Source organism: Bradyrhizobium sp. LTSP857 (assembly GCF_000938285.1).
In the GTDB taxonomy this organism is placed as follows: Bacteria; Pseudomonadota; Alphaproteobacteria; order Rhizobiales; family Xanthobacteraceae; genus Bradyrhizobium.
Map to the genome: position 1 here is coordinate 288,130 of NZ_JYMS01000027.1, position 26,311 is coordinate 314,440.

21 protein-coding genes are annotated in these 26,311 nt (G+C 54.7%); 7 read left to right on the forward strand and 14 right to left on the reverse strand.

The genetic code is table 11. From position 1 onward, the window contains the following. Positions 1-63: 63 nt before the first annotated feature. From UP06_RS39245 to UP06_RS39995, 3 genes are read right to left on the reverse strand one after another with little or no spacing between them, the layout of a single operon-like run. Positions 64-1,779 (reverse strand): CBASS cGAMP-activated phospholipase, encoded by a 1,716-nt coding sequence (locus UP06_RS39245; RefSeq protein WP_050031827.1) that lies wholly within the window; start codon positions 1,777-1,779, stop codon positions 64-66. A gap of 42 nt (positions 1,780-1,821) precedes the next feature. Further along, positions 1,822-3,240 (reverse strand): pyridoxal phosphate-dependent aminotransferase, encoded by a 1,419-nt coding sequence (locus tag UP06_RS18825; RefSeq protein ID WP_082081479.1) that lies wholly within the window; start codon positions 3,238-3,240, stop codon positions 1,822-1,824. A 34-nt stretch (positions 3,241-3,274) separates the two neighbouring features. Continuing rightward, positions 3,275-4,603 carry an ATP-grasp domain-containing protein gene (locus tag UP06_RS39995; protein WP_197087308.1) on the reverse strand — a complete coding sequence of 443 codons (1,329 nt, stop codon included), beginning with the start codon at positions 4,601-4,603 and terminating at the stop codon, positions 3,275-3,277. Positions 4,604-5,046: 443 nt separating this feature from the next. On the opposite strand from UP06_RS39995, the gene UP06_RS40870 reads away from it, so the two are divergent. Together UP06_RS40870 and UP06_RS18855 are read left to right on the forward strand one after the other, a co-directional pair. Next, positions 5,047-5,397, forward strand: coding sequence for a hypothetical protein (locus tag UP06_RS40870; RefSeq protein ID WP_156163060.1), 351 nt, complete (start codon positions 5,047-5,049; stop codon positions 5,395-5,397). A gap of 410 nt (positions 5,398-5,807) precedes the next feature. Next, on the forward strand, positions 5,808-6,605 hold the full coding sequence (locus UP06_RS18855; RefSeq protein WP_045004683.1) for a DUF3800 domain-containing protein: 798 nt from the start codon (positions 5,808-5,810) through the stop codon (positions 6,603-6,605). 504 nt (positions 6,606-7,109) lie between these two features. Here the strand turns inward: UP06_RS18855 and UP06_RS18860 are convergent. Both UP06_RS18860 and UP06_RS18865 read right to left on the reverse strand, forming a co-directional pair. Beyond that, complete coding sequence (locus UP06_RS18860; RefSeq protein WP_156163061.1) at positions 7,110-7,643, reverse strand: hypothetical protein; 534 nt, start codon at positions 7,641-7,643, stop codon at positions 7,110-7,112. An 80-nt stretch (positions 7,644-7,723) separates the two neighbouring features. Next, a complete protein-coding gene (locus tag UP06_RS18865; protein WP_045005021.1) occupies positions 7,724-8,131 on the reverse strand; it encodes a hypothetical protein in 408 nt (135 codons plus the stop codon). A gap of 428 nt (positions 8,132-8,559) precedes the next feature. Between UP06_RS18865 and UP06_RS18870 the strand changes: the two genes are divergently transcribed. Then, positions 8,560-9,420 carry a hypothetical protein gene (locus UP06_RS18870; protein ID WP_045004686.1) on the forward strand — a complete coding sequence of 287 codons (861 nt, stop codon included), beginning with the start codon at positions 8,560-8,562 and terminating at the stop codon, positions 9,418-9,420. A gap of 12 nt (positions 9,421-9,432) precedes the next feature. Continuing rightward, complete coding sequence (locus UP06_RS40875; RefSeq protein WP_156163062.1) at positions 9,433-9,741, forward strand: hypothetical protein; 309 nt, start codon at positions 9,433-9,435, stop codon at positions 9,739-9,741. A 339-nt stretch (positions 9,742-10,080) separates the two neighbouring features. Here the strand turns inward: UP06_RS40875 and UP06_RS18875 are convergent, their stop codons facing one another. The 5 genes from UP06_RS18875 to UP06_RS40005 all read right to left on the reverse strand — a co-directional run bounded on the left by UP06_RS18875 (position 10,081) and on the right by UP06_RS40005 (position 15,577). Continuing rightward, the gene (locus tag UP06_RS18875) at positions 10,081-10,299 is read right to left on the reverse strand and encodes a hypothetical protein (protein WP_045004688.1); all 219 of its coding nucleotides are present in this window, start codon (positions 10,297-10,299) and stop codon (positions 10,081-10,083) included. Between the two features lie 819 nt (positions 10,300-11,118). Further along, entirely contained in the window at positions 11,119-11,670 is a 552-nt protein-coding gene (locus tag UP06_RS42565) for a recombinase family protein (protein WP_349509935.1), read from the reverse strand. Between the two features lie 929 nt (positions 11,671-12,599). Next, a complete protein-coding gene (locus UP06_RS18885; RefSeq protein ID WP_045004690.1) occupies positions 12,600-13,103 on the reverse strand; it encodes a hypothetical protein in 504 nt (167 codons plus the stop codon). A 36-nt stretch (positions 13,104-13,139) separates the two neighbouring features. Continuing rightward, positions 13,140-13,694 carry a hypothetical protein gene (locus UP06_RS18890; RefSeq protein WP_156163063.1) on the reverse strand — a complete coding sequence of 185 codons (555 nt, stop codon included), beginning with the start codon at positions 13,692-13,694 and terminating at the stop codon, positions 13,140-13,142. A 74-nt stretch (positions 13,695-13,768) separates the two neighbouring features. After that, positions 13,769-15,577, reverse strand: a complete 1,809-nt coding sequence (locus UP06_RS40005) for a DUF4189 domain-containing protein (protein WP_082081489.1) — start codon at positions 15,575-15,577, stop codon at positions 13,769-13,771. A 131-nt stretch (positions 15,578-15,708) separates the two neighbouring features. On the opposite strand from UP06_RS40005, the gene UP06_RS40880 reads away from it, so the two are divergent. Beyond that, on the forward strand, positions 15,709-16,683 hold the full coding sequence (locus UP06_RS40880) for a hypothetical protein (RefSeq protein WP_156163064.1): 975 nt from the start codon (positions 15,709-15,711) through the stop codon (positions 16,681-16,683). A 126-nt stretch (positions 16,684-16,809) separates the two neighbouring features. Here the strand turns inward: UP06_RS40880 and UP06_RS18900 are convergent, their stop codons facing one another. Both UP06_RS18900 and UP06_RS18905 read right to left on the reverse strand, forming a co-directional pair. Next, positions 16,810-17,448, reverse strand: coding sequence for a recombinase family protein (locus tag UP06_RS18900; RefSeq protein WP_045004697.1), 639 nt, complete (start codon positions 17,446-17,448; stop codon positions 16,810-16,812). A 207-nt stretch (positions 17,449-17,655) separates the two neighbouring features. Further along, entirely contained in the window at positions 17,656-18,570 is a 915-nt protein-coding gene (locus tag UP06_RS18905; RefSeq protein WP_197087310.1) for a DUF2971 domain-containing protein, read from the reverse strand. A 452-nt stretch (positions 18,571-19,022) separates the two neighbouring features. On the opposite strand from UP06_RS18905, the gene UP06_RS18910 reads away from it, so the two are divergent. After that, entirely contained in the window at positions 19,023-21,011 is a 1,989-nt protein-coding gene (locus tag UP06_RS18910; protein ID WP_045004701.1) for an ATP-binding protein, read from the forward strand. Between the two features lie 642 nt (positions 21,012-21,653). On the opposite strand, the gene UP06_RS18915 is transcribed toward UP06_RS18910, so the two are convergent. Next, positions 21,654-23,180, reverse strand: coding sequence for an ABC-F family ATP-binding cassette domain-containing protein (locus tag UP06_RS18915; RefSeq protein ID WP_045004702.1), 1,527 nt, complete (start codon positions 23,178-23,180; stop codon positions 21,654-21,656). Positions 23,181-23,664: 484 nt separating this feature from the next. Then, positions 23,665-25,302, reverse strand: a complete 1,638-nt coding sequence (locus tag UP06_RS18920; protein ID WP_082081491.1) for a winged helix-turn-helix domain-containing protein — start codon at positions 25,300-25,302, stop codon at positions 23,665-23,667. Between the two features lie 250 nt (positions 25,303-25,552). Here UP06_RS18920 and UP06_RS18925 point away from each other — a divergent pair, with 250 nt between their 5' ends. Continuing rightward, complete coding sequence (locus UP06_RS18925; protein WP_045004706.1) at positions 25,553-26,299, forward strand: SDR family NAD(P)-dependent oxidoreductase; 747 nt, start codon at positions 25,553-25,555, stop codon at positions 26,297-26,299. The last annotated feature ends 12 nt before the right edge of the window (positions 26,300-26,311 follow it).

Sequence of the window (26,311 nt, forward strand, 5' to 3'; positions counted from 1 at the left end):
CGCTGAACCGGCTCTGCGTTCCTGAACCGATATCTCGATCGGCGTTATCGTCGCTGGAAATTGTCACGGAGTTAGCTCCCAGGAACTAAACGAAAGCCAAGTTGTTTTTCCGCGCGCATCAGGAGCGACGTTCATTTCGATCTTCCGGATTAGATCACTCAGATCGTAATAACCTCCGCACGCAACGTAAAACTCTGCCAGTACACGCTCCGCGCATTTGTTGAAAGCGATGAGCTGCGTGCCGTAGGCCGACGTACAGGCTTCCATGAGCCGATCGAACATACCTTTCAAGAAATCTTCAGTCTGAAGCGAAGGTTCGATCTCACAAAATGCTCGCATCGCACGAGCCTCCAAGTCTGTGCGTCTAATAGCTTCGCCCGTCCGTCGAACCAAATACTCCTTGCTGACATCCCAGACGGTAAGGTCTTCATCCAACATCACGACATCAGGGTTGCGCAGACGTATCTGATTCCTCACATGCCCCTCAACGGTCGCTGCGTTGACATCTTGGGCGCGGGCGCAAACGACAATGTCATAGGAGCCATAAATGTCATAAACGCCTACGACCGTTATTCCGTTTGGAGCTTCGTCCTCGTCAAGCTGTGGCGCCCACGTCTCAAAGGTTTTACGCACCGCGTGCAATAATTTAACCGGCGAAACCACGATCAAAATATAGAAGAGGTCGGAGGTGTCATCCTCGAATCTCGAGACATTGAATTTCGTCGGCTGCCCGAGCATGCACTTAGTAGACGGAAGTGATGGTGGTTCGCGAATTAGCCTAAGAAAGCTCTCACGCTTCTCTTCTGCTTCGCGCTCAGCTCTGGGGAGAAGGATTTCCCTAGCACGCACAGCGTCATCTAGCGGGACGAGCTCTTTCAATGTCGTGTTAAACTGCAAAACGCGCGGTTTAGCTTCCGTGTGCTTGAGAAGAACTTCAACATACCGCTGGCCCATTTCGGCTTGCGTCGAAAACATCATATCTAAGATTGGGCGGAGCATCTTGAGGCGTCGCATACCCTCGAAATTGGTAGCCAATTCGCCGCTCGGGCTCTCCCCATTCCCGATACTGACCAATTGAATGTCTTCAAAAGGCACACCTAAGTGCTGATGAGCAGCAATTATAGCAGAAAGAGATGGGTCGTTGGCCCAAAGTCCTCCGTCCACATATCGAACATTGTCTAACCGTTCCTTGGCGGGTTTTTTGGGATCATCGTGGTCTTGATTATCACGCCCAAGGCTACTCGGACCGTGTGAGGAAAAGAACATTGGTGCGGCAGAAGTCGCCAAGGCGACGTCAAGCGCTTTCCTCCGAGTATCGCGAGGCAGTCCTCCGTTTGGATCCAATGGAAGGGTCGAAAAGAGCTTGATCTTGAATTCATCAAGATTGAGAGCAGGGATTATAACGTCAGGATTGCAATCGGAGAGATAGAGATCGCGACCGCCGCGCTTGAACGTGTGTTCTAACGCTGCTCGCAAAACTTCGCTGTCATATAGCGATCCCTTGCCTAGATACGAAATGTCGCGTTGGCCCCGGCGAAAGGTGCGCTCCGGAAAGATAGTGCCGGAGAGCTTCTCGTAAAAGTCGAGTATAGTCTCCGTTGAGATTTGGAGTGCCAACGCTAGCGCGATGATCCCTCCAGTGGAGGTCCCCGTGATCAGATTGAAATGATCCGTTACCTCCTCTCCTTCGCGAAGCCAGGACTGAATTTCGGACAGAACTTTCGCTTGAAACAGGCCACGCGCCCCGCCCCCACTCAGGCTCAAAATTCGATATGTCATGATGGACGGACCCCCCTGCAAAGTCACACTAGAAGAATGCGCTTATGAAAGACCGGACTTCAAGGCTGCTGCTACGCGGGATAACTGATCTGCGATCCGTTCGGGCTCTTGATGTATTGTGGTGATGCGAAACCACGCGTCGCCGCTCGTCGGAGGGAATCCAAAGGCATTCGCGGGCAGAATGCCTATTCCCGTCGCGTTCATCAAAGAAATGAAGAGCTCATGATCAGTCCCACCAAAATATTTCGGAGCTGCTCGTACCAGCAGGACATTCCCGATGTCGTCGTTCACGACTTCGCTGAAGGCGTCGCTGCTTAATGCGATGTGTTTTAGAAGGTTGAGCGCATTCTTTTGAATGGTCTCGATCTGACCAAGTCGAAGGTTCCAGCTCAAGCGGTTGTTCAGAATCTCGCTATATAGTCGGTCGCGATTAATCGGGCGGTTCCAGCCTGCGATGTCGCCTCCTAGCAGATCCATGTCGCTCCGTTCGAGACGACCTCGCAGTTGAGCAAGGCGACACAGGAGATCTAATGCCAGGGCGCAACGTGAGGCGCTGTTGGGCGTGTTGTACTGGATAGAGACGTAATAGAAGTATCGCTCCTGTAAAACACTATCCCCAATCCAATGGCCAATGCGCCACCCAGAGCATCCTGGCCGATCCTTGGATGGGCCGGAAACCTTCACTACGAAGCGGTCTGAGTCTGTTAGAGCAAAAACCTCGGGATTTACCGCGCCGTCGGACCAGAGTGTATCTTGATAAATGTTGTCGACGATCAAGAACGTCTTTGATTGTTGGCAAAGTTCGATGATCGCTTTCAGATCATCGAACCTGGACGGGCCGTATGTAGTTTGGGCGGGGTTGCTTGGATATGTGAGGATTAGCGCTATAGGCCGTTTCTCTAAGATAGATGCCACCTGTGCGGCGGTTGGCAGAAAGCTGGCTTCCCTACGAGTCTGAAGGTAGATCGGCTGTAATCCGTGCTCTCGAGAAATTCCGTCGTAAACGGAGTACAGAGGAATAGTGAGGGCAATGCATGGTGCTTCTTGATTCGAAACGTCTCTAATCGCCGGGAGCAGACAGTTCATAACTCCGGTAGTGCCAGCTCCGATGCCAACCCCCATTGTTTCAAACGAAGGTTTTACGGAACGCCCTAACTGATGCGCAAAGCGATCTGCTCGCACCCTCTCATATTCGCGGATGAGTTGGCCAACTTCGGGAAGTCCATCGGGAGAGGCATAACCGTGCTCCGGAGCGAAAAGAGATTCACTCTCAGGCAGAGAAACGACAGGCGGATATACATCTCGGTGGAAATTAATCATATCCAGATACTCGCCGCCGGCCGTAGATACTGCCGCGAAATATTGGATTAATCGCTCGTATAAGCCGAGCCGCGTAGATGAATAAGGCAGTCTACCGACGGCGTCTTCGCCCAATGCAGTGAAATCAACTTCCTGGATCATGAAGACTGCATTCCGGTCGATGTCGGGGTGAAAGCTATGGATCGATGACGACGAAATAGTTTTCTAGAAGCCAGTCAGATATCCGATTGGCGACTGGACCTAAGGTATTACAAGGTACCGTAAGCCCATATATATGGAGCTCACCAAGGTACTGTTCTCCCTGTGTCGTTGAAACCTTTTGGCCTACACTCGCTATCGGAAACCACTTGGCAGCATATGACTGTTCAAAAAGATCGAGCGTGAACTCTGCTTCCACTTTAATAGCTTTGATTGAGCCATCGCGCGATGGGTGAACGATGACGTTCAGCATCGCTTCGTGCGATTGCGGGCTAGGCTTCTGATCTGCAGGAGCGTCAAGCCAAAGTCTTACAGACTGACGATTAAGATCTACGCCCGAAAGCTCCTTGACCATCGCGAGGACAGTTCCCCCACCCGGGCGGGGATTGATTTCGATCAACTCCCAGGCATCGCCGCAGCGCATGGCTTCAATGTGGAAGGCGCCTGAAATAAAGTTTAGTGAGCTGAGAAGAGTTCGAGTCCAAGCTTCGATCTGACGGTCTATTACCTTCTCGTCAGCAGAGGTCTTCCCGTTAAATCGCCGGATCGAACAACCGATTTCTCTAAAACCATGTTCTTCGGTGTAGTCATGGTATTTGTAACCGACTGCGCAGATATGAAGTTGCTCTCGATCTATAAAGCCATCAATTTCCCATTCTTCGCCGATCAGGCAAGGTTCAATCAAAACTTGTTTGAATGGTTCGAACCCCCGAACGAGGAAGTTCGCGCTGGGAGCTTCCGCAAGTTGTTTTGAGCAATACTGAAGCCACTCGCTGTGACTTGTGAGGCGCCTGACTCCCCGACTTCCAGAGCCGGAGATTGGCTTGGCAATGTATACGCCATCCGCGTTGGGTAGTGGACTCGGAGCGTTCAGCCATTCTGTCCGAGCATCGAAGCTGCTACAACCAGAATGGTACGCGGCGCCACGCGCAACAGGCTTAAGACGACAAGCTGTATACTGCTCAAGGAAGGGAAAGGTAATCTCAAGTCTATCCGCAGCGTATAGAAAACTTGGAGTCAGCGGATCATTGACATTGATCCAGTGAGATAGTTGCAGATTCCGTTCTGCTAGAGTGCGGCGCAATTCCTCTGCAAGCGCATCCGGAGAACCGAGAGAAGTGACGTAAATCGCTTCCGCGGCGGCCCGCGCAGTGTCCTCATGCTTGATCGACTCTAGACGTTCGCGATTTGCTGGCTCGGTTATAATAATTGGCTTTATGCCAACTGCGAATGCGCTCGTCCAAGAGTCTAGGGTCGATTTACCCGCAATTAATGAGGTGATCCCAACACACTTTTCGCGTGCCACTGTTTTCTCCAGGATACTCCAGCTCGTAGTACAACTAAATGTAGAACGATTTCTCGGCGAAATTCAATGGCATTGACGCCGCGGGCGTTCCATTTCGTCAAGCAGGACGCCGAGCCGAAAGCTGTAAGGGCCGGTCGCTTGAGGAAGCATTCCTCTTGGTCCTCCACCACCCACGGCACGGGAAATCGCCGGAGGTTGTCCATCACATTTTGCGATGAGCTGGAGTGCCTTTGAGGGGTTTGCCAGAGGCGTAGCACGGTCGCTCGAGGGGCTCCTCGCCCTTGAGCCGGTCCCGCCGGTCACAAAGATCATCGACCTTAGCTTGCATTCGGCCGAGAAGCGCTTCGGCAGAAGCGGTGGGAATACCAGCCCGCTGGAGCTGGAGAATTTCGTTGCGCTGCCTGCCGATTTGCGAGCGCATGTGATCGATCGAGTAAGCGGGCATGGGCGGATACTGCGAAGGAGGAAATCGCTCCCTTACCATAGGACCCGGCAATCGGAAGCTTCGACGCAATCCAGTTAAGCGGCTCGTCGATATTCACACAGATGCGTGGGGCCAAGATGAGCGCCAAGCGGGTTTGACTGAGGAGGCTCTCGCTCGGAAAACATTTGACGACCTTGAGGATGTCCGTCACCAGGAACTTCGCGAAATTTGCGACTTGGAAGATCGTATCGACGTGCTGGAAGAATTGGCCAAGGAGTTCGGCAGGAGAAATGAGGCCAACCAAGTTACGCTTCTTGCCCAAGTGAAAGAGCTGGAGGCTAAGCAATTCGCAAGCCCGATTTTGAAGTGATTGCAAGGCGTTAGCCGCGCAACCTATGCAACCCATCGGTTTTCACCACATTTAGTATTCGGCGAGTAAGACTCACCAAGTCCTTGACGATAAAATTCGACTCAGCCAGCCTGTTTCTACTGGTTCGGCGCGAGTGTGTTTGAGTCCCGCCGGTCACTCCCCAAAGGGTCCGCAATTATTGCTCCGCAAAGCAGCGCGCTTTGTGAGCTGGGCCTGTCGGGCAAGTGACACAGGCTCCCACACAGAGACCTAGGTGCAGTCCCGGGTAGTCGTCGGGCTTGTCCTTAGGCTTCGGCTTCTGCGGCTACTCGGCGATTTCGCCAAGTCGTTCGTCGAAGCGCTTCTCGTCGTCGTCTGTTTCGACCTCACGGGCGGCTTGCTTGAACTTTTCGATTTGAGGCTGCTCAGCCATGACGTTTATCCATTCGACGCGGCGTTATCGCCTCTATTTTGATGAAACCGGCACCGGCGATCTTCACGCGCACAAAAAAGATCAGAACCAGCGATACCTCAGCCTCACTGGCTTGGTGTTTCGGCAGGACGTTCACGACACAACCTTCACCGCGCGCGTTGCCGCTCTCAAGCGGAGGGTCTTCGGCAATCCAGACATAATACTCCACCGAAGGGAGATCATCGATAGGAAAGGCGATTTTGCAGTTTTGGAGGATCAGGAAATTCGAGCCGATTTTGACGCTCAGTTTCTAGATCTGATCGGGTATTTGCCTGGGCCTGCGTTTACAGTGTCCATCGATAAGCAGGCGCACCTAGAAAAGTATAAGACTTGGCAGTTTGATCCTTATCATTACGTGCTGACGTGTTTGGTCGAGCGCTATGGCTTGTGGCTGAACCGGCACAATTACGTCGGCGATGTGATGGGCGAAGCAAGGACTGAATGGCACGATGGCAGGCTGCGCCGTGCCTTCAATCACCAATACGATAACGGAAGCCGCTTTCTAAGGGCCGACGTCGCGCAATTGCGCTTCACTTCTCGCGATCTAAAACTTCAGCCCAAGGCCGCTAACGTTGCCGGATTGCAGGTGGCTGATTTGCTCGCCCATCCCGCCCACAGAACCTTCAAGTTCATGCAGCTGAACCAGCCCATACCAGACGACTACGGAGCGTCGCTCATACGCAAATTGGAAGCGGTCTATGACCGGAATCCATGGAATGGACTGATACGGGGGTATGGAAGGAAATGGCTCCCATAAAGGAGTACGGGGGTCTATAGGCTTTGAACCTATAACCCCCGGCGATCGCACGCGATCTCCCTTCGACCTCGGCCGAATTGGTTGCTACATACGGGATTCTGACCGGAAAATCAATAGGTTACTAACCTATTGAGACGAATCACTTTTTGCGCGCGAACCAAGCACCGCGCGGAGGGACCGAACAAGGAAACGGCCTCAGCGGCACCGGGGGGATATGCTGAGGCCGGATCAATATCTCCCGCTAGCGGGAAGCCGAAATAAAACGCTGGCTAGCGTGCCTTGTTCCTGGCCAATCGGCCCCGCGCCTTGGGGGTCCGCACCTATCCGCAGCGCGAGGCCGAACGCCCGCCAAGCAGCGACCTGACAGCCGCATCATGGTGCACACTCCTGGGTAGTCATGCCAGCCAAAATGTTCATCAGGGACGGCGTCGTGGGACATCTCGGTCAGGTGCAGAGGTTGAGAGCTGCCAACAGCCGTTTCCGCGGACCTTGCCTCAATCGTTCTTAGCCGTGCTCGCGCTCGTACCGCTTTGTATTGCGGCCGCCGATCCATAGGTAAAGAGCCACAATGACGAAAGCAGCAGAAATCGTTTGGAGGAGAGTCAGGCTCACCGATAGAAGTGCCGATCTCGTCTTTCGCCAATTATAAAGATACGACCAAACAACACAGCCGCAGTAAAGAATCGCAGCTGCCGCGTAGAGCGTCGTGTCCGTCACCTGGTGCCCTCGACGTTCTGCTTCAGTGGAAAACACAAACATGACGAGGCAGATGAGGAGAGCCAGCAGGCCACCAATGAGGCCAACATAGGTCGACGGAAGAAACCAAAACCTGACGCCCACCAAATGGATTGCTCTGATCGTTGTGAAGATCCAGCAAAACGCGGAGAAAGGCATGATCAGCAAACCAGCAGCGTTTATCCAAGCCGCGTTCTGAGTTCCGATGACAAGGTAACAGATCAAGCCCGACAGAGGCGTTGATAGTAAGCATAGAGCCGACAGGAACGGATAGTGAGTAACAGCGAGTTTCTCGTTTGGCAAAAGAAAGACCCTCCATTGGTTTCAAGCCAACAGAGGGTCCGTTTTGAGATGGATTCGGACAACAGTGTACTTTGGCGTGGCTATGATCCTTTGCCAGCCTTCTTATCCTTCGCCTTGAAATTAGTTCTTACAGCGTTCGCTGCCTGGGATAACGCTTCATCCAAGCCGCCGGCGATCGCGAGAAGTTTGATCTGTTCCAACTGCTCGACCAAATCATCCCACGCAGCGTTTCCCGTGCCCGAAGCTTTGAGCGAAGACTTTCCGCGCTCCAACTCCAGAGGCTGACGTCCGTATCTCAGCGCAAAAAATATGGTTCCGCTTGGTTCAATCCAGAAGTTTTCTTTGCTGATCCTCTTCCCATCCCTAAAGTTCGCAATCTTGGTAATCTGCTGATCGATGCTGGATGTAAACTTGTTGCGGCGTTGAAGGACAGGAGTGTTTGCGGTCGGCTTCTGAACGGAGACGAGTGAGATCGATGCGCGTGCCATGATGGGCTCCATTATTGTCAGGGAAGCCCCCGTCTCCTGGAATTGCTGCATGGGGCAACGGTAATAGAGGAGCGAATTTCTCAATCCGACTATCTGCTTGTAAGGTGCGAGCATTTTGCTTTTTGGGGTCGGGGAGAAATCGAACCGGGAATTAGCTCAGCGATGGCCGCTTACGACGGCAAATCGGCGGTGCTCACAGCGGCTTGTGACACTTAGCCGACGCGCTACTCAGCCGACATGACGTAGGATCGCAGCGGGCGCGGCGGACGGATGCAACGACAAATTGTGTGAGTGTTGCGCTCAGGTCACAGACTCCATGGCAGCCGGGCGCTAACGTCGAGCAAAATTAGAACGCATATTCAAACTGATTTTGCTTGCCCGCCTGGGCCACTCCTTCGTTCGATAGATCACTAGTCGGAGATTTCTCGATGAGGCCATTGCGTCTGCTCGTCGCGTTTTTCTGCGTCCTGCTGACAGGCTGCGGAACCTACATTCCCAGTCAGAGGGATTGGCCAAACGACGGGACTGGTGATGTCGCTAATATGAACTCAGTTCTCGTTCGCAGCATCGTCTGCGAGCTGAGCTACGCTGTAACGACTGTGATCGAAACAGATCTGGAGCAGTCTGAGCGCCGACCGAATCGTAGGAAATACGCTGATTTTTTGTATGGTTGGGGCGTCGAAGTAGCGGCTGACCTGACCGTTACGGCGAACACGGCTTTAGCCTCATCTGGTCTCTGGGCGCCAATATCTCCGGCATCCGCGGTCTTCACTCTTGGCGGCGGCATCGGAGGCGGTTTCACGGCGACGAACGAGAATAAATTCAATATCTTTTACACAGTCGCCGATCTGTATAAACCAGCCGCCTTCAGGCCCGGCACGACTGAGCGACCATGCCGATATCCGGAAGGTGGAAAAGAAGGCTCCCTTCTCGTGGATATCGATCTACGAGTTGTAGAATTGCTGTGGTCGCGTTCTCAAGTAGTCCAGCTTCGCTTAGCAGAAGCGCCGGGAACTGTTCCCATAGCTGGAGAGAAAAACGTTCTCACGCAAACAGTGTCGATCAAAGAGACCGTTGCCGGGGACATCACGCCAGCGTGGAAATTCACGACGGGTTCGGTCAATCCATCCAGCAAGCTGTTCGGTACTGGTCGCGACCGCACGCATCAGCTCGTCATTACATTTGGACCGCTTGGACCCGGCCATAAGTCATTGAATCCACTCGCCGAGCAGTTTCATCTGAACGAACAGTTGAAAGCTGGTTTGCGTGGCAATGCGATAGGTCAGTAAGGGGAGGAAGCCTTGGCAAAATCTAAGAAATCTCCATCCAAACCCACTCGTCTGAGGCCTAAAAAGTTCAAAGAACTGCTTGAGACCTTAAACGTTGCTTCTCTCCACGATGACGACATCGCCGATATCATGCTGCGTTGCGCGTCGACGCTGAACTTCAGAAAGACACTAGCTAACGACGCCGCTACCGCTGCAGGCTATTGCTATACGCAGGCTCCTGGGGAGAGCTGGGTAACCGTGTGGCAAAACCAGCATCCTGTCGAGTATCACGTACCGTTGGCGGTTGCGGAGCAACGCCACATTTCTATTTGTGGCGGATGATTATCCACATTTGAAACGATAGGATTTCGATCGCGCCGCCGCGTCATATGCCCTCGTGATGGCCCGGCGGCACGCGGAAATGCGTAATCATAGTATTGGCAGCACGCCGAATAGTCCTCTGCGCGGTGGCAGCGCTAGCGAAATTTCGCCCGGTATTTCGCCGCCAGGATCGAACTGATCGTCCTTGAAACCTTAAGGCTTTAGGCCAAGCTTCACGGAAGGAAGCTCGGACACTCTGATTTTCCGGTGTAGAGCGGAATGGTGTCGGCTTCAACGACCTCTCCTTCACTGTTCAAGATTACGTAGCTAACGATGGCGCTATCCAGTTCTTGAGCGCACTCACCCGCTGACAAACCAAGACAGGACGTGTTTTCCAAGCCAAGACATCGCCGCCGTACAAGCGATCGAAATCAGGCCGGCCCAAAACCAAGAACGACCACGAGCGGCGCTAATGGAACGCAGATAGAGGACCGCTCCGAGCAGCGTTCCATAGTTCCTCCTGAAGTCCCCGTTGAGCTTGGCAATCTTCGACAGCTCTGAAGACGTGTCGTCGGTCATGGATGCTGGCTCCTTACGTCGGCTACCAGCACCCTATGAATCACTGTTTTGCCCGACGGCGCAAGCGATCATTTCGGAATAGCGAAATACCGGATTGACGTAAATCGCAACGACCCTGGTGGATATATCGCTCCCAAAAGCGCAGCCCACTCGGCGTCAAGTCCTAAATATCTTCGTGCAGTTGAGACCTGCATCCCTATTCGCAACGAAGCGGAGATATTCATGGCCAATTCGCCAACACGCTGGCACAATCCAGCATTTAGATCTTCAGATTCCACCAACATCGAAGAGCGCCTTATCGGCAACTATCCCTCGCACCTGCGTGGGATGGCGACCAACCGATATGGTGGCAACAGCCTTTAACATGAGCGAGGGCTGCGAGGTGGGACGTATGGAGCGGCAGGACCCGCTCGCATCTATAGCGAAGAGCAACGGAAGCAATACGAGAGCGACCTACGTGAACGTGGAGAGCTCTCGTGACCCACGGCAGTTCAATGCCGCCTGTAGATGGCCGAAACATCAAGTCCCGATCGCTCTGGGATGAGTCGGAAGACTCATTCGCTTCACCGACGATCGTAAAACCTGTGCAGCAGGAGCGGCGCAAGGCGTATCGGCAACGATATCCGAATTCATTGCCAACCGACGTTCTCGAATGGCTTCAGCTCAACAAGCCTCAAAGTTACGAAGAACTAATGGACCTGCGGCGAGCCCTGTATGCTCGCCGCACGACCGGCAAGTATCGAATCCGGCTCGGTGGCTGCACATCGGTTGGCGAGCAGAAGATGCTGCTGACTGGGCCGAACAGTGCAGTCCTAATCCTCAGCGACAAGGCTCGCCACTTCTTATTGCGAACGCTTTGTCGATTGCGTAAGTCAGAGCGTTGGCCGCCAATCCGATACCAATGAATGCAAACGAGCAGTCGTGTCGTGCGGAATTGGGCCGACTAATAAATTCAATGCCATTCATATCGCCGGCAGCAGTGACGCTTACGATGAAGAAGCGTTGCGGAGCGCGTGCGGCGGACGACATCGTTGCTTCCGAGAACTTTAGGCATTTCCGCAACAGACTTGAGCACTCGCTACTCGGCAGTGCGGCCAAGCGACATGGTAAGCGCTTGCTGATGATCGTCGTGCTGGAAACGAGTGCGGATCGCCGCAATGTATCCGCACCCAATTTCTCCCTGAGTTGATATGCAAACTCGTCAGCGGCCTTGCGATTCTTCGCGGCCAAATTCCGACCGTTTAATCCGAGAACTTTGCCTCGACGTTTCGCCTCAGCCAAAGCGGCTTTCGTCCGTTCGGAGATCAGCCGGCGTTCTTCCTGGGCAAGCGCAGCAAAGATGTGAAGCTGAAAATCGGTAGCGTTGGGCATCTAGGCGCAGACTAATCCGATGACCTCTTCAAGGATGCTGGCGATGAAGAGATGACGCTGTCACGACGTGAGAAGCGGTCGAGGCGGGCGATGATGACCTTTACGTTCTCACGTTTGGCCAACCGCCGATATGCCTCTTGCCTCGACCTCTGGTGGCGGGAAGTTCGGGCAACATATGAAGTGCGTGGAGTGGTGCTGAGGGGAGGATTGCGGGAGACGACCCATTCGCCATTGAATTACGATCCTTGAGCTAAGCAGTTCGGAAACTACTGCGCTTTTCCAAAGCAATAGCCTAGTGCTCCCGGCTTGTCTGAAAATGTCCGGCATTCTTGGGTGCAAAGGAGAAGATCACTTTCGCCCGCAAGGAGGCATTTTTTTACACAAGCGTCCGAGTCAGGCTGACAATCAGGCTTGCTGGAAGGCGTCCTGTTGCTGTCTCTGGAGGTCGAATCGTTGTTGGGAATCGCAACAATTTTTGGAGCGACCGGTTTCGGTTGCTTATCCCTGTTTATTTTGCACTTTGCCCTGATCCATGTGTTGTACTGATTCACCACCATCACGTCGGCGGTATATTGCTTGACGCAAGCTTGGAACGCAGTACCGCACGCTCGATCGAAGTTAAGGCCTTCTCCGCAAGGGCCTCTGGTACCATCACCTCCACATACTTGATACTGAGGTGGGGCTTTTACCTCAGGGGGATTTGCACTCGGACATTTGTCCTCCTCCATTCGTTTCTGTAGGTCCGAGACGTCCAGCTGCTGCATTTGGGTTGCTGCAAGGGCTGGCACGTTCCCACTAACCAGCAACGCAGTCACGAGGCCGAGTAAACCGGCCCGCTTGGTTATTTTGGGGGTGCATGATTTCTTCACGATTGCGCTGAAGTCACCGTCGAATATTTGTGGCAGCATCAACGTTCTCAAATAGTCGAATCAATGCGTCATAGCGAGGATGCACTCATGGATCATCTTGAAGTCGAATAGTTGGGCGCTCGGATTGCGAAGGAACTCGTAGGGAGGAAATCGAAGCTCATTTTTGTTGTCGTGCCCTCTAGTCACGCAGTCGGAGACGCGTTCGCGCTTATCCGGCGGCGTATTCGATACTAGTTGCATCACGTCGTTGATTTCCTTGAGCTTCGCGCTGATGCATTGTTGGTTGGCACGAGTCTTTTCAAGATTGCCGTCTTCAGGAGGAGCCTCCTCGGTACACATCGCGATGACAACGGCCCGATTGTAGAAGACTAACGGCATCGCGTTATCGGCGTCCAAAGGCTTCCCATTAGCCAGACGGTCCCAATCATTTTTGACTTGAGACTCAATGATCCTATACGTCGCCTCCGCTGAGGATAATTTCTCATCGGCCAAGCTGGCCGAAGCAAAGCAGAGCGTAACCAAAGAAATCGTGGTCAGAGTGTTGCAGATGCCCACCGAGATCATCCCGTCATTGCTAGCTACGATACCTTTGTGCTCAATTTACTTCGCGGTGTCCTTCTGGATGACCTCTTCGAAGCCGGATCCGGATGATTTCAACGCATTGCAGGCTTCTGGCTTCGGAAGCACTGTATTGGCTGAACATTGCTGCCGGAGGAGCTCAGTTGCGATTTTGGCTCTCCGCTCTTTATCTTTGGCGACATCATCGTCGAATGGCTTTCGTTCGGCTGCCAACGCCTGCTGCATGCAGGCCCTATACTTCTGACCGACGCCGTTGTAGGCGCACCAAGAGGCGTCTGAGACGGTCTGGCATTCGCGAAACGCTGTAATCTTGACGCCTCCGCAAGAGGGAGCGAAGGAGACAAAGTCGTTGCTCTTGGCCTTCCAGTTTCGCTCCGAGCAATCTTTGCTGTCTTTGAGCATTCGTGCGCCGTATTCGTTTGTCAAACGCTGAAACGTTCTACACTCATCCTGAGATTTCGGATCTGCCGGAGGCATCGGCTGCACATCCGCAGCGACGACGCCACCCAGGAAAGCCAGCACAAAAGCAAAGTGCACCGACGCCGCAACAGAAGTGTGTCGTAAACGAAGTTGCATGATCTAGCCTCCGACTTCTTGAGCTAAGGGTTCGAAGGACGGCTCAAATATCCAGCGGCCCCAGACAGGGCGGCTTAAGGAGAACAGCTCTGTTTTGTAACCACGCAGCCAGATCCGATGTCGTTACAAGCCTGCCGGGCGGCCTGTCTTGCACTAGCGTAATTATCTCCTGTTGCCCAACCCAGCACCGTTCCCCCGTCGTTGTTTGTCCCCTCAGCCAAGGCTAGGCAAAGATCGTCTCTCACCGAGCGTGCTAAGCGACAGTCATTAGCGTAATTCGAACACGCGGCGATCGCATTCTGTATGGCAGCGCTAGAACTTGATTGGCTGCCCGACCACCCCCAAGAATTATTGAATGGCGAATACGCAAGGGCATTATACGACCAAGGTTTAGCATTCAGCGTCCAAGTATACTTTGGGCCGGTGAAGCGTATCTCGTCAAAGCCAACCGATTCTTCTCCATCCAGACAATCCCCACCCTGAGGCAGCAGTACTACTGTGAATGCTCGATCAGGAACGGTGCAGTAGCTTTCCTTTCCCGCCCAGGCTCCCCGCTTATTGTGTGCCGTTAAAAAGAAACTCCCTTTCCGAAGCTTTGCAATCGTGCTGCATTGACCTGAATCGATTTTGTACCAACCTTCTGACGTCCACATGTCCAAGTTTGGATCACGTTGGCCCGCGAAAGCGACATAAACAGGAAGGTATTCCTTACTACAAATCTCAAGATCAAACAGGCTATCAGATCCATCCGGCTGCAGCGAGTTAATCTCGCTCAAAGCATCTCGCGCAAATTCGCATACTTTGCATTGTGCGACGTACTGTCTAAGCCCATTCGTATTGCCTCGTGCCGCCCTATACTGGCGCTCTTCTTCTTTGGAGAAGACTTTGTTTGTTCGGGACGTGCGGAGGGTGTCTAAGTTTGCCTGAGCTTCTGCGCGGTAGGAGCACTTATAACACTCACTAATGTAGGCGATTAGCGCCTGCTCGTCGTTGATCGCTGATGTGAACTTGTTTGCGTCATCAGTCGCTTCGCGGGCCTGTTCAAGTTGCTCGAGGGTATCGCGTCTGAGCTTGTCCAATTCTGGCTTGTCCGGACAAGCGTTCCCGCATTCTTCCAATTGCCGAGTGAGAGCCGCGCCATTTGGTTGTGCCGTCTGTTGGCTGGTTGAACTGGGACGTTGCACCTGTGAATCAGGTGCTGCAAGCGCAGTCTGCAGACGCGCCGCGTTGATGGCAAAGAAACGCAGACTGCCCCGGCCTTGCGCGTCGAAATTGGCGGCCCAGACGTAGCCGAAGTTTCCTTGTATTCTGAACACCGGCATGTTCGCCTGGGCCGATCGGGTAAAATCCCCCAGGAAATCCACCAGTATACCTTTTCCTGGGCTTCGATCACCGCGCAGGACCGCCATATCCGCGTCAGCCAGCGGCTCAAGATTGAGGGAGCCCCAGCTCGCTATCAGAGCCTGAGGGATGCCCGGCCGCTTGGGTGCCTCCTGTACGCGCGCTCGCTCACCGAATTTGGTCGAGAGGCGTGCTAACTCGGCATCAATATCCGAGCGTGAGAAGGTCGCCGGCTCAAGGAATTGATTTACATACCCAACGGTACCGTCCGCTGAGTGGAGAATAGACGTAGTCGTTGTAAGCTTGCTTCCGAGCTTAGCCTCCGAGCTCACGCGCTTGCAAAAGGTAAGCTCGCGGTATTGGGTGCTTGGTGCGCAGTCGTACTGTTTATAAACCGGACTCTCTGCCCGCACCTTGCCCCCCAGAGGAAGCCCATCCACGACGAACTTGTTCTGGTCGGCTGACTGCGCATGCAGGGAACAGACAAGTACAAGATGGATCAGACCCGCTCCGAGAAAGCCCCTTACTCGGTTGTAAAACACGCGAACAACCTCCGGCTCCTGCCTAGTACAGCGTAGAAGATATGGCGGCGAAATCAACTGATGGTTGACTTCCCCGTAGCCTCCGGATCAAATCAGCGTTTTGACAACCAATTATTGTTGTGCGGCTGCGAATGGCATCCAATCTTTTCCGCCTGGTTCGCCGTTTGGCGGCGACCCATGTACTAGTGACCAGCGCACTGCTGTTGACATTCCTGCTTGGAATCGTCGGTCCTCACCAAGCGGCCGCAGATGATATCGGTTCATTAAAGTCGGCGATTGAAGCCGCCAAACGTAGCAAGATGTGCCCGACGCGGGGTGAATATTCTATCTTGAAATTCCCGACTTACTGCAAGGAATGGTGCGATATCATAATCACATGTCATGGGACCAAGCAGAACGATCCATGTGAAAACGGCGACCGCGACGGCTGTCATCGCGCTGCCGAGGGATCGAGTAGCTGCCTTCAAGACATGAATGAAAAAAACACAGTAATCCTAGAGTACAACGAAATCGTCCGGAAATGCTACCGTGATGCCGCACAAAGCACCTCCCCCGCATCGCCCTCCAACGCGCCGCACGGTAGGGCCCTAGGGGATGAACTTCAGCAGACTCGTGCGAAGGCGGATGAGGCGAAATCAAAGGCGCGCGATGCAGCGAATAAAGCCGCCCAACTAAAGGCGGCGAATGAGGCGGAGAAGAACAAGCTAAAGCAGACAGCCAATTCGATACCGTCCTGGTGTGATGGGATGGTAAATTCCTGCCAACAGCGCGCCGCGTCGCTTGACAACGCCAGCCAGGCCACTCAGTCCCAGTGCAAGGCTTATTGCCAGAATCTAAAAATCGAAAATTGCAACGGTTCTTCACCCACGATCCAGCAAGCGGCACAAGCTTGCAATGCGGGAGCTCAGCGTGACAGGCGGGAGGCGATCGAGGAAGATCAACGCAGGCGCGAAGCGCAGCGCCGAGAAGAGGAAGCGAACCGCATTCCGGCCGGTTGGGATCGCTGTTCTTGCCCTAGTGACCACGCGTATTTGGTCGGGTCAGGCAGGGCCAAACGCGTAAATGGAATTCTGTATCACCCCAGGAATGTGGGATCGTGCGATTAATACTAGGGCGTGGACGGTCCCTCGCAGCGCTGCGCTTCAACTTCGATCCACACGACTTGAGAGGAAGCAAGTTGATGGCGTTTTGGGCTGGCAGTGAGTCTATGCTAGCCGCGAACCCGCTGGATATCATTGCGTAGAACCTACACGTTTCAGGTAATTCTTCACCGTCTGCGGATAGAATCTCCGCCCGGTCACAGTGGTGATTCCTGCATCATTCAAGTGCCGCGCTATCTTGCTGTAAGATCCCCGCAATAAATCCGCATCCAATTTCGCCCTGAGTTGGGACGCAAATTCATCAGCGGTCCTGCGGTTCTTCGCGGCCAAAATCCTTCCGTTTGATCCGAGAATTTTGCCTCGACGTTTTGCTTCGGCCAACGCTGCCTTCGTTCGTTCGGAGATTAGCCGGCGTTCCTCTTGGGCGAGCGCAGCGAAGATGTGTAGCTGGAAGTCGGTCGCGTTGGGCATCTCAGCGCAGACCAAGCCTATGCCTTGCTCAAGAATGCTGGCAATGAAGCTCACGCGTCGGGAAAATCGATCAAGACGGGCGATGACGATCTTTGCGTTTTCGCGTTTGGCCAGCTGGATTGCTCGCTGCAGCTCGATGCGCGAATCGTCTCGCCCAGACTGAATATCGCAAAACTCCGCGATTAGCGTTCCATAACCCGCTACGAAGTCGGAGATTTTGCGGTGTTGAGCCGCTAGTCCTAGGCCCGATCTACCCTGGCGCTCCGTAGACACCCGGAAATATGCGATGAAGTTTGTCACGGCACCCTCTTAGGCAATAGAAGGGCGCAATCATCAAAACGGAGAATTTAGACAACTGAGTTGCCTCAAAAATACAAAATCGAGCGAGCCTTGCGGGCATCCGATTGGCATCAGGCGGACCACTAATATCCTTCGTCTGGTAGCGTGGGCAGGGTAACCTTATTCGTGCGTCACGGGTCTGCGGATATCGGGGATTGGCGATCCGAATTATACCCTCACTGGGAGATTTGAGAGGTGCACTTGAGTGGTCGTTCGATCCATCTGGTGCAGATAATCAACAATGGTTCGACGTTGAATGTCGGGATGATTGCACGGGCCGATAGTGACACTGCGGATCGGAATACGCCCCTCCTCGGGCTTCATGATGATGTACGGCACAATCCCGGCGGGGGACGTACGGAAATGACGTCCGGTCATCGGTCGTGTCTCTAGCCCCCAGCGTATCGATAGCCGCCACTCCTTTTCTACAGCAAACTGCGGATGCTTCAGCGCCGTGCACCAGTCAACGCAGATTGCAACCCACATTTCGAGGTAAGACCGCAACGCATCGTTGTCATCAAAGATGGTGCCTTGGTGCCTCCGGGCGTATCGCACGCCGAGGTCGATGCAGTCTTTGACGATCTTCTGCTGGGTGCCCGCGTCGTATACCATCGAGATCAGTTCAAAACGGTATGGCGTCCATTCAGCCATCACGAGCGGTTCTGTTGGTAACTCCAGGCAGAGAGGGACAGTATCACGACCGTAGACGCGCCACTGGTTAAGTAGGTTGTTCTCCTCACACATGCAGAAGATAAAGACGTCCGTGTAGACGAACGCGCGCTCAAACTGCTCCCGCGCGCCCGCAAAGAGCGCTCTCCAGTTCTTGGTTGTTTCATCAGCTTCTCGCTTCTCTAGCTCAGCCAGAAACAGATCGACGCCATATCGCATCTCTGAAAGATCGTTCATGTAACGGAAGTCGGAGAACCAAATCGCGTTATGCTCGACGATGCTCAGGAAGGCGGCGCTCGATGTGTAGTGATACAAGCTTGAGGGAATATCGACCGTCTTGTGAGACCGGACGCGTTGCGAGATGAGTTGTTCCAGTTCACTATAGTCCGGCTCTTTCAGAGTAGCTCTTTTCATGCCCCCATCCCGAATCTTTGCGACTATTTGCATGCTACACGAAGCGCCCGAAATCGTCGTGCACCAGGCAGGATTTCGTCGGATCAAATATGTTCATCGGCTGGCATTGACACTTTCAAACACTAATCGATCGACGATCGCGTGTACCCTGTTGGATACCTAGCTATCGCTCAAACCGACGAGCCCAGACCTGCCTGTTGCTCGGTAGCTTCCAGGAAGTAGGCGGTGACCGCCAGAGAGGTTGACCGACGATGAAGCCAGTTCTGCCATAAAGGTCTCAATCTCCCGGCTCTGGCGGATTGGATTAGGAGGTATCGCGCCGTGAAGAGATTTGGCAGCGCACAACCTCCGACCTATGCCGTGACCGGATGAACAGCCGCGGTGTAATCCCACATTCTTCTAGACTGCGACCCGTCACGCCATCTAGGGTTGTCGAGGCGGGGGAGACGGAAATGAAGTTTGATGTGATGGGGCGTATCGGCAATATGCGGTTGCCGGATGGAAAAACAGCGTTGCTGTATTCAATCTACGAAGCGGTAAGCAACGCCATTCAAGCAATTGAAGAGCGGTTTGGGAGAGCCGAGTTCGCAAAGCGGGGCATAATCAATGTTCTGGTCGACCTGAACATAGACAAATCGCTCAAATACATTGCGATCTCAGACAACGGCATCGGTCTGAATTCCACCCATTTAGCGGCGTTCGAAACTTGTGACACTAGGCAAAAATATTCCATAGGCGGAAAGGGCGTGGGTCGTCTGATCTGGATCAAGGTGTTCGATGAGATCAAGGTCAGGAGCACCTACGAAGTTGGCATCGTTGGATATGAACAGGTATCGTTCAAGTTCGATCCGACCGAAGAGGACTCGCTCGTTGGTCTAACGAAGAGCAAGGGCGAAGCGGGCGATGTCGGTACGCACATCATACTCGCAGAAGTTAAGCCGGATCAGAATGCTGGCATAACTCGGTCGCTGCTTGCTCGGCACATTTGCCATCACTTCTTTCCATATTTTATAGCGGGCAGCATGCCGCGCTTAAACGTCATGTTTGGCCGTCGTGAATTGGATGTTGGCGAATATCTCACCTCGAAGGTTGATGTGCGCGCCAAAGAGACGATTGATGTGCCCCTTGGAAGCATTGGGAAATTGGAAATATCTCACGTCTACGTTGAGAAATCGATTTCGCAAGAACTGTCGAATGCGATTCTCTTAGCAGCGCAGGGTCGCGTTGTAAAAAGCATAGAGATTGAGAAGAAGTTCGCCCTGAAGAGCCTTGAAAACGGCCGCGCGTACGTCTGCGTTGTCCATGGACAGTTCCTGGACGCCAAAGTTGATCAGGAGCGAACGGGCTTCAAAGCACTCGAAACCGAGCTCGAAGCCATTACCGATGCAGCAATGGAGGCGGCAGAACGGTTTCTTGACGAGCACATAGCTAGCGTCCGAAAATTACAAAAGCGCTTTGTGATCGAAATCCTGGAAGAGCATCCTCAGCTCGCAATTTCGGTAAAAGACATAGACGCATATGTATCAGCTCTATCGCCCAGCATGTCGGGCGAGGACATAGGTAAGACGCTCTTCACTCTGCTGTATCGCCACGAGCGTAAACTCAAGTCTCAAATTAAATACTTGGAAGATGCCGAGGCTGATGATGAAAGCGAGCATTCGCGGCGCGAGCGAATTGATGACTTGGTACAGAAGGTCACCGATGACGCTAAGAGGCGTCTCGCCGAGTATACGATCAAGCGTCATCAGATTATTCAGCTCGCGCGATCATTGCTAAGGTACAGCAGCGAAGAGAAGAAGAGCTATCATTGGGAACGAACCCTTCATGAGCTTGTCTGTCCAATGGGCAAGATGCTCGATGCCAAGGACTACGACGAACACAATCTTTGGCTGATCGATGACCTTCTTTCGTATTACAGCTTCTTCGCATCAGACAAAGCGATGTCGTCCTTCGGTATTAATGGTGAGCGTAAAGAACCGGATCTGATCTTCTTTAATCCATATGGATTCAGACGAGAAGGGACGAATGATCCAGTAGTAATCATAGAGTTTAAACGTCCCGGCGATGAAACGCTGTCTAGTGACCCGGTGGATCAAGTTCTGGAGTACATCGAAAGACTTCGAAGTCGAACTGTTAGAGACATTGAAGGGGCGATTGTCTCAGATATAAACGAGCAAACTCCATTCGAATGCATAGTAATTTGCGACCTGAGCATGGGTGCGAGGAAAAAGTTTGAGCGCAGCGTTGCGCAGAATCCAACGCCCGATGGTCAAGGGTACTATGGATTTTCTCCGAACCATAAGGCATCAATTCGAGTTCTGAGCTATGGCAAGGTATTCAGAGATGCGGAGCTGCGGAACCAAGGTTTCTTTGCCAAGCTCGGTTTGTTGCCAGAAGAGGTTCGCCGCGCTCTTAGTGCGGCGACTCAAGCTGCGGAATAGCGCCAGCTAATAACACTATCTAGTCAGCCGGCCTTAAGTAGTCCGTCCCCAATTACGGCCCCGATCCTGGCCGAGCGCGAACGTCGAAAGCAGGAAGCCCGACGAGAGCGAGACCCTTAGCGAAAAGAAGCATCTCGATCCCGGCGAGTTGACCGAAGCCGATCAGCGGCAGCCTTTAATTCTCGATGCGCTGTTCAAGACGCTTGAGAAACAGGGAGCGCGAATCAAGCAGGGAGAACGGACTCGTTCTCCAGTAGCTATCCACGCACGTCAGAATTGGTGCACTTGAGATATCAGCATGAGTTACGTTCCGCCTCCGCCTGAGCCCCCCAATCGTCCATCAGCAGGCGCACTCGGATGTGCGTTCCTCTTTCTCGCGGCAATGGCTGCCGTATTTGGGATCGCAAAGTGGCTCGGCCCGGTTCTGACTCAGAGGGGCTGGAGTTAAAGTAAAGACAACTCCAGCGGCTAGTCGTCCGCTCGGGGTCAAAAGTGTCGCTCTGACACGCCGCCGTTCACTTCCGGTCTACCCCTGTGAACGGACGCGCTCAGGCTCGCTTGCCACTTCGCTGATGGGCCAACAACAGACATGCACGCGCCGGCCTGACCGTCGGCACGCAGAGCGACAGGAGGGCCGCGGTGCTAACCTGTTGCACCGACCGATGCAAAGAACCCCTCCGGCCCATCCAGTTCCAACAGCTTCTTCCTATCGATCAGCCAGAACCGATTGCCCACCGTTCGCACGAAGTTGCGGTCATGTGAGACCAGCAGGCAGCTTGCCTGATGGTCCATCAATTCGTCCTCCAGAGCTTCCTGCCCCTCGATATCCAGATGGTTGGTCGGCTCATCGAGAAGATAGAAGTTGGGCTGGGCCAACCGCAGCAACAGCATGCCGAGACGCGCCTTCTGTCCGCCGGAAAGCCGGCCGATCGGACGGCCCTGCATCTCGATCGAGAGGCCGGAGCCTGCGAGCAACGCGCGCGCACGCTGATCGCCGACATCGAAACGGCGAATGAGCGCGCGCACCGGCGTTTCGGCATCGACAAGATAGGCGAGAGCCTGATCGCAATAGCCGAGCACGAGCGACTGCGTGGCCTTGATGCCGGCATGGGTGGCGTCCGGATTTTCGATTGCCGCGCGCAGCATCGCCACCAACCGGGTCTTGCCTACCCCGTTCGGCCCCAGCAGCGCGATCCGATCGCCCTTGCAGATAAATTGCTTGCCGGTCCTGAACAGCAACCGGCCATCCGGCGTCTCGACCGCGGCTTCATCCAGCGTGACCAGGACCTTGGCGTGCGTTCCGCGATTGGCAAGCCTAATCGTCCCTGCGGATCGTTCGAGATGCGCAGGCTTTGCCACACGTTCTAGCTTCTCGGCGCGCTGCTTCAATTGCTTGGTCTTCGACAGCAAAAGGTCGCTTCCGGAATTGATACCGATGTTGTTGAGCTTCGCCGCATGCTGGCGAAGTTGCTGGGCGGCCTTCAGGTCGCGTTGATAGCGCCGCTCGTCCGATGCGTCAGCCTCGCGAAGTGCAGCCCGCGCCCGTGTATAGGGCAATGAAAACACCTGCGACTGCTCCGGCCGCAGGAACAGCGTCCGGTTCGTGGTCGCATCGAGAAAGGCGCGATCGTGACTGGATATGACGACGGGCATATCGTGCGGCAGCGCGTTCAGCCAATTTTCAAGCCGGCCGATCCGGGCGAGGTCGAGGTGGTTGGTCGGCTCGTCGAGCAACAGCACGTCGGCCTCCGTCACCAGCACACGGACAAGCATGGCAACCCGCTGCCAGCCGCCGCTCAGGTGTTTCAGCGGCCTCTGCCGCAGCGTCTCGGGCACCTCAAGCGATTCCATCGCCACATCTACCCGCCAGCGTTCGCCAAGCCGTTGGTCAGCGGAGAGCATCTCAAGCACGGCTGCATAGAAGGGCCGATCCATCAGAGCTTCCGGCACATCCTGCTCGACATAACCCACCGTCAGCCCTCGGGATCGGGTGATCTCACCTTCGCTCGCTTCCATAGCGCCCGCGATGCAGCGCAGCAGAGTGGATTTTCCGCGACCGTTGGCCGCGACAAGCCCAATTCGGTCGCCGGCATTGACGACGAGGTTCAGCTGGGAAAAGAGCGGTGCGCTCAGCGTCACGCCGAGATTGCGGATGTTGATAAGAGTCATGATCGTTCTCTGGTCTTGCCGGCGATCACGACATCCGGGGCATGCAGCCATCGTCGGATGTCATTGTCAAAGCGCGGCGACAAATGAGAGTGCAGGCGCGCGCAAAGACGCGCAACGCTGCACAGCCACGAAGGGCAGACCGAGAACTAGTTCTGTAAAAAGTCTCTGGTCAGCCCTGCAAACGCATTTGCAGGGCGTTGACCGGGCCACGCTGGCGATAGTGCCGGAAAAATGTTGTCATCGCGCGGCCCCCCTTTCTCGATTGAGTGAAGTCAAAATAACGCACCCTTCAAAGGAGAGCAAGCCAAAGCCTCCGCCAAGTCAAACCCGAAGTCGGAAAGGCCTGAAACAGCGAGAAACGCCGGCAATCGACTCAAGAGGGGCGACGCGCTCAGATGTCCGAGTTGGGTCAAGTAGATATCTTCCGCTTTGCCCCCCGAACTCGGACATCGCTCGACGCGGCTGCGACTTCGCATGTGGGCCATCAGCCGACGTGCCGGGCCTCAAGGATCGACCCCCCGTCAGGAAGTCCTACGATTCGCAATGCATCGCACATCTTCCCGCGATACGACGGCGCGAAGCACCACATCTTGTAATAGGCGTCCGCCTCGCGGACCGTAAATCCGGGCCTCATCTTAAGCAGGGTTGCGACATGCGCTTTCGCTTCATTCGTCCGGTCAAGGAACGGCAGCGTATAGGCCATGTGAAGATGGCTGATCCATAGCTGCTCCACATAGGACTGGCGAAAGGCATCAAAGGCTTCGGCGTAGCTCCCGTATGCAAAGGCCCGTTTGGCGGACGCCCACCACCACCAGCGGGGCGTGCTGGGAGCGGTCAACGCGATGCCTTTTTCGGCAAGAGCGACACCTTCATCCCAAAAGCCCGCATACGCCATGAGGTTGCCGAGCGGCCCGAGATTCTGCGGATCATTGGGATTGAGTTCGATCGCACGCATCGTCTCGATACGAAGCAAATCAGGTTGGCAGGCCATCCACGCCGCCCGCGCCACGAGGCCGCGGACGAACGCGTCGTTCGGTGCGATCTCGACCGCGCGATTTGCGGCTTCAACCGCCATGTCGGCGAAGTAAAGGCGCTCTTCGATGCTACTAGCCTCTCCGGTTGGGGAGGGAAAGCCCCATGTCCGTTGATTATTGAAGACGAGAACAAGCGCCGCCCATGCCGCCGCGTTTCGCGGTTCCTCGCGCGTCAGGCGTTCCAGGCACTCGCGCGCTTTGGCGACAGGATCAAGAACGGTTGCGTCCGTCGGGATTCCGATTACGCCCTGGACGATGCACTCATACGGCGTCAGCTCCGCGCTCGGCTTGTTCTGGATGCGCTTGTACTCGGCGGCACCGATCGCGCCCCAATAGCTGCCGATCATGGCACTTGCTTGCCCGGATATCTCATCCTGGATGGCGAGCAGATTTACCGGGGTTACCTCTACCTTGAAGGTCTTGGTCCACAGCTGCGCGCCCGTCCGTGCATCGGTCAATTGTATGTCGACGCGAGTTAACGCACCGTCCAACCGCAGATCGCCTTCGATGAAGTAATCGACGCCGAGGGCGCGGCCGAAGTCAGCCGTGCCTTCAAACCGATCCTTGTAGGATTGCACGACGCTTCGAGCCAGAACGCGCAGTTCACTGAAGCGGCCAAGCGCGGAGACAATCTGGCGGCTAAGGCCATCAGCGAACCTGCCGAGACTGCTGGCGTCCGTCTCGAAGGGCCAGATGGCGACCGTCGGACCCGTCGAGGAGCTTCGCCCGATCTCGATGGGCTGCTCCGGCAACACGATCATGTAGCCGCGGCGGGCAACCGTGCGAACAAGATCACGCCCGGACTCGCCAAGCAAACGGCGGATGTCGGAGATGCACTGAGTAAGAGAATCTTCCGTGACCGATAAGCCGGGCCAATTGGTGGCCAACAGTTCATCCTTGGAAACAACCCGCCCTACGTTCTTCACCAGATGACGGAGCACACCGAAAGACCGGTTTCGCAGATCAACGCGGGCACCGGTCCCATCGCGCAGCTCCTCCCGCCGAAGATCGAGGGTCAAATCGGCTATCTGGACCAGATCGGGGGCGCCCAGGCCGCCTGATCTGACGTCTTGAGGACGAATATTCACTTTCTACCCCGGCGGCGAACGAGCTCTTTGGCGCTGCTGCAAGATTGCACCCGGCCGATCGCCCTTGCAAGAAATAGCAAGAGCCGGGATGGCCCAGATTTCAGAACAATTTCGGACGGCTTCACCGCAGTTTCAGGACGGAAGGTCTCGGGCTGCCTATGAATCTGCACACCTGATCGGGGAAATATGAGCCCGCCCAAGCCCTTCACGGCGAGGCCGCTTCGATCACGAATTTATCAAGGAGTTCAGCATGGTTGGCTGGGTTGTTTTGATCACCGGGGGACTGACGGGAATTGGGCGAGCCGCCGCCACGGCTTTTGCCAAGGAGGGATCGATCGTCGTCGTCGCCGGGCGGCGAAACGAAGCCGGAGCAGAACTCGTCAAGGAACTTCGTGCTTTCGGTCCGGAAGCTGAATTCATGAACGCTGATGTTCGCAAGGAAGACGATGTTCACGCGTTGATCGACAAGACCGTCGCGCGGTTCGGCCGCCTCGACGTTGCCGTAAACAACGCGGGCACGGAGGGCGTTCCGGGCCCCGTGACCGAGCAGACACCGGAAACATACGCCGCGACCTTCGACACCAACGTTCTCGGCGTGCTCCTTTGCATGAAGCATGAGCTGCGCGTGATGCAGTCTCAGGGCTTCGGCAACATCATCAACATTTCATCGACCATGGGAAGCCGCGGCGCGCCGAACGCGTCCCTCTATGTTGCAAGCAAACATGCCGTGGAAGGCCTGACCAAAGCCGGCGCGCTGGAGGCCGCTGCTTTTGGCGTGCGCGTCAACGCCGTCGCCCCCGGTCCCGTCGACACCGCCATGCTCGACCGTTTCACAGGCTCTAGTGACCGCAAGGCTGGATTGGTCGCGGGTATTCCGCTTCGGAGGGCAGGTAAGCCCGAAGAACTCGCGGACTCGATCCTGTTTCTTGCCTCCGACAAGGCCTCATTCATCACGGGTCAGATTATCAACGTCAATGGCGGCAAAACCGCCAGTTGATCACCACCTTCA

Excerpts from the sequence above, each read along its gene's own strand:
- UP06_RS39245 (WP_050031827.1), bottom strand. The coding sequence starts at position 1,779 with ATGACATATCGAATTTTGAGCCTGAGTGGGGGCGGGGCGCGTGGCCTG.
- UP06_RS18825 (WP_082081479.1), bottom strand. The coding sequence starts at position 3,240 with ATGATCCAGGAAGTTGATTTCACTGCATTGGGCGAAGACGCCGTCGGT.
- UP06_RS40870 (WP_156163060.1), top strand. The coding sequence starts at position 5,047 with ATGGGCGGATACTGCGAAGGAGGAAATCGCTCCCTTACCATAGGACCC.
- UP06_RS18855 (WP_045004683.1), top strand. The coding sequence starts at position 5,808 with ATGACGTTTATCCATTCGACGCGGCGTTATCGCCTCTATTTTGATGAA.
- UP06_RS18865 (WP_045005021.1), bottom strand. The coding sequence starts at position 8,131 with ATGGCACGCGCATCGATCTCACTCGTCTCCGTTCAGAAGCCGACCGCA.
- UP06_RS18870 (WP_045004686.1), top strand. The coding sequence starts at position 8,560 with ATGAGGCCATTGCGTCTGCTCGTCGCGTTTTTCTGCGTCCTGCTGACA.
- UP06_RS18875 (WP_045004688.1), bottom strand. The coding sequence starts at position 10,299 with ATGACCGACGACACGTCTTCAGAGCTGTCGAAGATTGCCAAGCTCAAC.
- UP06_RS42565 (WP_349509935.1), bottom strand. The coding sequence starts at position 11,670 with ATGCCCAACGCTACCGATTTTCAGCTTCACATCTTTGCTGCGCTTGCC.
- UP06_RS18885 (WP_045004690.1), bottom strand. The coding sequence starts at position 13,103 with ATGATCTCGGTGGGCATCTGCAACACTCTGACCACGATTTCTTTGGTT.
- UP06_RS18890 (WP_156163063.1), bottom strand. The coding sequence starts at position 13,694 with ATGCAACTTCGTTTACGACACACTTCTGTTGCGGCGTCGGTGCACTTT.
- UP06_RS40880 (WP_156163064.1), top strand. The coding sequence starts at position 15,709 with ATGGCATCCAATCTTTTCCGCCTGGTTCGCCGTTTGGCGGCGACCCAT.
- UP06_RS18905 (WP_197087310.1), bottom strand. The coding sequence starts at position 18,570 with ATGAAAAGAGCTACTCTGAAAGAGCCGGACTATAGTGAACTGGAACAA.
- UP06_RS18910 (WP_045004701.1), top strand. The coding sequence starts at position 19,023 with ATGAAGTTTGATGTGATGGGGCGTATCGGCAATATGCGGTTGCCGGAT.
- UP06_RS18915 (WP_045004702.1), bottom strand. The coding sequence starts at position 23,180 with ATGACTCTTATCAACATCCGCAATCTCGGCGTGACGCTGAGCGCACCG.
- UP06_RS18925 (WP_045004706.1), top strand. The coding sequence starts at position 25,553 with ATGGTTGGCTGGGTTGTTTTGATCACCGGGGGACTGACGGGAATTGGG.